The sequence below is a fragment of the Micromonospora sp. CPCC 206171 genome (assembly GCF_036906755.1).
GTDB lineage: Bacteria > Actinomycetota > Actinomycetes > Mycobacteriales > Micromonosporaceae > Micromonospora > Micromonospora purpureochromogenes.
Genome location: NZ_JBAKHT010000056.1, coordinates 1 through 3,448, shown reverse-complemented (window position 1 = coordinate 3,448; position 3,448 = coordinate 1). Strand labels below are relative to the sequence as shown.

The following is a 3,448-nucleotide window of genomic DNA, read 5'->3' as shown; positions in this document are numbered from 1 at the left end:
TCGGGGATTCCTTCCAGCCCTGGTTCTCCAGCCCGGTCCGCTCGTTGCGGCGCTGGTACCAGACGTAGCCGTCGCCCATGATGTCGCCGTACTCGTCGATCCAGTGCAGAGCCGCGCGCGCCTCGTCTTCGAACTCCCGCACCAGGGCGGCGTTGCCGGTCCACCGCTCGTACTCGTCGAGCAGGATCACGTAGAGCGGGGTGGCGTCGGCGGCACCGTAGTACGGCGACTGCGGTAGCTCCTCGAACGCGACCATCTCGCCGTAGCGGAACTCGCGCAGGATCTTGCCCGGCTCCTCGTCCCGGAAATCGTCAAGCTCGGAGCCCTGGTCGATGCCGAGCATGCGCAGCGTCGCGACGGCGAGATCCGGTGCGAACGGCAGCGCCTGCAGGCTGGTGAGGATGGGGTCACGGCCGGTGATGGTCGCGTTCCACGGCAGTCCCGCGGCGGGCATCGCCTCGGCCGGTAGCGTCATCGGCGAATACCGCAGGGCGGCGAGATCGACCATGCTACGTCGATAGGTCCGCTCTAGTGGCTCCCAGCCGCAGGTGAGCTGCGGAGCCTGGCCGAGCCACTGCTGCAGGTCGTCCTGGAGCCGCGCCCTGTTGCGTCGGTGGCGGCCGGGGTACACATGGTCCCGAACGTCGTCGCCGTCCGGACGCAGCACCAACCCTCGGACATGCAGCGTCGTCGTCCACTGCCCATGGGGTCCGATCCGGACGTGATAGGTCAACCCGCGTTCGTCGACCTGCGCCGGCTCGGTCGTGGATATCTCCGTCTCCCGCCGAAACTTCTCCCGCTCATAGCCGAGGTGCAGGCGCCCGTCTTCGACGCGCTGGTAGAGCCGGCCAGGTGGCGTACGTTCCTGTCCGACCACGATCAGCGGGATGAAGTCGCTGTCCGCGTCCACGCGGACAGTGAACTCGGCCGGTTCGCCGGCATGGTTGAGCACCGTCAACCGCTCCTCGAAGCTGCCGGCCACCGATCGTTCGCGGATCACCGATACCTGTGCGTCCACATAGTGCGTCGGGGCCCCCGGCACCAGGAAGAACCGCGCCTCGAAGTACGACGGGTCGTCCATGGCCAGCGCGCTCACCCGTTCGCCGTTGATGGTCAGCCGCCACAGCGACAGGAACCGCGTGTCGAACGAGAAGAACCCGCACGGGACGGTGGGCTTCGCTTCTATGTCGCCACTGCCGTCGCTCAACACGAAGATGTTGCCGTCCAGGATCCTGACGAGGTCCGTCTTCACCTCCGCCCCCCACGGTCACGGTCAGTCATCCGCGGGTGTCGCGCGCCGGGCGGCGGCGCGAAGAGCCGCTCCAGCAGGACGATGAACCGAAATTCTCCTTCGCTCGTTATCTCGTTCCTCAACCATGCCGGGAGCGGTTTGGCCTCGCCACGTGCCATCCGGTCAAAGAAGGCGCTGTCGGAACGGATGACAGTGTCGGCGTCGCTGTTCTGCTGTGACACCCGGACGGCACCCCCGCGGATCTCCACGAACCAGTGGTCGACCTCGTTGGCGTGCTCGAGGTCGAAGCGTATGGTGCCGTTCGTCTTCTTCAGCAGGCGTTCGTGGCCGTGCCGCTCAAGCCCGTCAAAGAACTTCCTGGTCGTCTCCGACATGGCAACCCCCCGCAGAAATCCGCCGGCCAAGAGGCACCATCACACTGATCGCGGTGTCGTGACCTCACCCGAAAAGGATGAGATTGGTGGGCGACCGCGGGAGGCACCCGAAGTTCACCCGATGGGGTTGATGCGGCAGCGCTCCACTTCCGGTCATGGTGAGTTGGCGGCTGATCGGGCTCGGGACCCACTGGAGGAGAGGCTCATGTCGAATCCCACCGCGAGCTTCTTCGAAGCGCTCGGCCGTCGCGGCCATGAGCCCCTGCTCGAGCAGGCCACCGGGACCATCCGGTTCGACCTCGACCACGAGCAGGGCGTCGACCAGTGGTTCCTGATGGTCGACCGCGGCGATGTCCGCGTCTCGCGGGACGAGGGCGAGGCTGACTGCGTCCTCCACAGCACGAGGACGAATTTCGACCGGATCGTCGATGGCACGACGCACATCTACTCGGCGTGGGTGCGTAACGACATCAGAGTGGAGGGCGATCTGCGACTGGCCGCCCTGATCCAGGGAATCATGCCGGGGCCGCCCGGCGCGCACCACCCGCGGGAGTTCGCCCAGGCGCGGAGACGACCGGCATGAGCGATGGCCTCGTCCGTCTGCTGGACGGCAACACGTTCGTGGTCAGTGAGGAGACCGGCGACATCGACGCGTCCCCCACCATCCCGACCGGTCTCTTCTCGTTCGACACCCGATTCCTGTCGAAATGGGTCCTGTCAATCAACGGCGAACGGGTCAACGCGCTCACCGTCGCGGACGTTGAATACTTCCAGAGCCGCTCCGTCGTCGTCCCGACCGTCCCCACTCCGCTCGTCGATATCAGCGTCTCGGCAATTCGTGAACGCTCCATCGGCGGAAGCTTCACCGAGCGGCTGACGGTGATCAACCACGAGCCCGAGCCGGTCGACCTGCAAATCCGGATCGAGGTCGAGAGCGACTTCGCCGACCTTTTCGAGATCAAGGATGTCCGGAGCAAGAAGGGTACGTACTACGCCCGGGTCGAGGACGGGTGCCTGCGGCTCGGCTATCGGCGGAAGGGGTTCTGCCGCGAAACCTTGGTCTGCTCCAGCGAGCCGGCGCGCGTCGACGAGCATGGGCTGACCTACGATGCTCGGCTCGGAGCGCACGGCCGGTGGATCACCGACCTGCGCGTGCAGGCGCTGGACGGGAACGGGCGCGATCTTCGGGAGAGCCTGCAGGGCAGACCCGGCCGGGCCAGGAAGCAGTTGCGCCAGGACCTGGACCAGTGGCTCGCCGAGGCACCCCGTCTGACCTGCGACTCCCAGACGTTGGCTATGACCTACCGGCGCAGCTTGGCTGATCTCGCCGCGCTGCGTTTCATGCCGATGACCCTCGGCGGCCACGCCCTGCCCGCCGCCGGCCTGCCATGGTTCATGGCGGTGTTCGGTCGGGACAGCATCCTCACCAGCCTGCAGGCGCTGCCGTTCGCACCGGAACTCGCGGCCACGACGCTGCGCCTGCTGGCCCTGGTGCAGGGCCATGTCCTGGATGACTTCCGCGAGGAGGAGCCGGGGAAGATTCCCCACGAGCTGCGGTACGGGGAGACGACCGGGTTCGAGGAGCAGCCGCATTCGCCCTACTTCGGTAGTGCCGACTCGACTCCCCTCTACGTCATCCTGCTCGACGAGTACGAGCGGTGGACCGGCGACGCCACCGCCGTACGCCTTCTCGAGCGGTCCGCGAGAGCCGCACTCCACTGGATCGACGAGTACGGCGACATCATCGGCGACGGCTACGTCCGGTACCAGCGCCGCAACGAGCGGACCGGGCTGGAGAACCAGTGCTGGAAGGATTCCTGGG

4 protein-coding genes are annotated in these 3,448 nt (G+C 66.7%); 2 read left to right on the top strand and 2 right to left on the bottom strand.

Annotated features, from left to right (window positions below; translation table 11 throughout):
• Both V6U89_RS30035 and V6U89_RS30030 read right to left on the bottom strand, forming a co-directional pair.
• A partial coding sequence (locus tag V6U89_RS30035) for an amylo-alpha-1,6-glucosidase (RefSeq protein ID WP_334576671.1) occupies window positions 1-1,252 on the bottom strand: 1,252 nt, incomplete at its 3' end.
• Window positions 1,249-1,626: an SCP2 sterol-binding domain-containing protein gene (locus V6U89_RS30030; protein WP_334576669.1), complete on the bottom strand. Its 378-nt coding sequence runs from the start codon at window positions 1,624-1,626 to the stop codon at window positions 1,249-1,251. The genes V6U89_RS30030 and V6U89_RS30035, both read right to left, overlap by 4 nt.
• Window positions 1,627-1,831: 205 nt before the next feature.
• Between V6U89_RS30030 and V6U89_RS30025 the strand changes: the two genes are divergently transcribed.
• Window positions 1,832-2,209: an SCP2 sterol-binding domain-containing protein gene (locus V6U89_RS30025; RefSeq protein WP_334576667.1), complete on the top strand. Its 378-nt coding sequence runs from the start codon at window positions 1,832-1,834 to the stop codon at window positions 2,207-2,209.
• A partial coding sequence (locus V6U89_RS30020; RefSeq protein ID WP_334576665.1) for an amylo-alpha-1,6-glucosidase occupies window positions 2,206-3,448 on the top strand: 1,243 nt, incomplete at its 3' end. The genes V6U89_RS30025 and V6U89_RS30020, both read left to right, overlap by 4 nt.

Excerpts from the sequence above, each read along its gene's own strand:
- V6U89_RS30025 (WP_334576667.1), top strand. The coding sequence starts at position 1,832 with ATGTCGAATCCCACCGCGAGCTTCTTCGAAGCGCTCGGCCGTCGCGGC.
- V6U89_RS30030 (WP_334576669.1), bottom strand. The coding sequence starts at position 1,626 with ATGTCGGAGACGACCAGGAAGTTCTTTGACGGGCTTGAGCGGCACGGC.